General features: G+C 47.2%; 2 protein-coding genes. One reads left to right on the top strand and one right to left on the bottom strand.

Translation table 11 applies throughout. From position 1 onward, the window contains the following. On the top strand, positions 1 to 619 hold a 619-nt coding region (locus A3761_RS23045; RefSeq protein ID WP_068750980.1), incomplete at its 5' end, for a TetR/AcrR family transcriptional regulator. Between the two features lie 50 nt (positions 620 to 669). Here the strand turns inward: A3761_RS23045 and A3761_RS28100 are convergent. Further along, the coding region (locus A3761_RS28100) for a hypothetical protein (RefSeq protein ID WP_068750978.1) at positions 670 to 1,348 on the bottom strand (679 nt) is incomplete at its 5' end.

Here is a 1,348-nt window from a genome sequence, read left to right as displayed (position 1 = left end):
AAAGAAAGCACAGCGCAAACTGCTCTTGGATACTGCTTTGCAGTTAGTCGCTTCGGGAGGTTTTCAGTCTTTAACCATTGCTTTGTTGGCTGAAAGGGCAGATGTTGCGACCGGTACTGTATATAAGTACTTCGCATCGAAAGCAGAACTGTGCGCAGAAGTGTTTCGGGTGGCCACTGAAAAAGAAGTCAGGAATGTACAGCTAGCAGCTTTTCCTCAGGTGGAAGATGAACTCGAAGGTCAGCAAGAAGGCGAGGCATTGAGCTGTGAGCAACGTCTGAAAATGGCGTTAGAGATTTTCTCTAGAAGAGCTTTAGAAGGGCGTGGTCTGGCTTATGCCTTGATAGCCGAACCGGTAGACTCAAAGGTTCAGCAAGAGCGCTTAAAATATCGACGAGCCTATGCCGAGATATTTGAGGCCTTGGTGACAGAGGGAGTCGAAAAAAATGAGTTTGCACCCCAGAATGCGTTGATATCTGCTGGTGCGATGGTTGGTGCATTGGCAGAAACATTACTTGGCTCTATCGCCAGTGCCCAACAAACGCCTGGCGAATTCAAGCCCGAAGAATGGATTGAAGAAATATTGAGCTTTTGCCTTTCAGGTGTTCGTCGCGCCTAAGCGCTTTTGAGCCTGAAAGGTTTGAACATTTAAGAGATGAGCCTCAGCTTCTAGCGCCTACGACGTAGGCTTTCTTTTTCCTTCGTACGCTGGTCAAGTCTGGCCATAATTTCTGCCATTTCTTTTGCTTCTGCAGCCGCTTTGGCAGCCTGTGCAGCTTCGCGTTCCATTTTCTCTTTGGCGATGGCTTCTTTAATTCGCTTTTCCTTGGCAGCTGAGCCAACACGTCCTTCTGGTAGTTTGTCTTTAGCTGGGCTGGTTTTAGCTTTGTTGGTCTTTAATCTGGTATTGCTAGTTTTGCTTGCAGTGGATGTTTTGGTTTTCGGCGCACTCGTTTTAGTGCTGCTACCTGCGCGGTTTTGCCGACGCTTCATCTCGATATTCATCATGACCGCTTTCATATCGTCAAAGTCTTTGGTTGAATCAGACTTTCGCAATTCGACGACTTCTGCTTTCTTTTCTTCTTTCTTGACTGTTTCTGCTTGGGCAGCAAGATAAGCTTTTACATCGATGCTGGTGACAGGGCCGTGTTCTTTTTTTGTGCTACGATTTTGGCTAATGCTGCTCTTGTCTTCAGGCGTATTGCTGGCGGCCTTAGCCGCGGGGCTTTGTTTATGGATTGATGTTACCTTACTCGTCGCCTTTGCTTCTTGTATTGCTTTGGGCTCGCTATGTACTTCTTGATTAACCTTATTTACCGTGGGGGCAGGTGCACGTCCGGTTTTGATA

Source organism: Oleiphilus sp. HI0123, assembly GCF_001635315.1.
The sequence above is the reverse complement of the archived record's forward strand: the minus strand, read 5'-3'. Positions and strand labels throughout refer to the sequence as shown.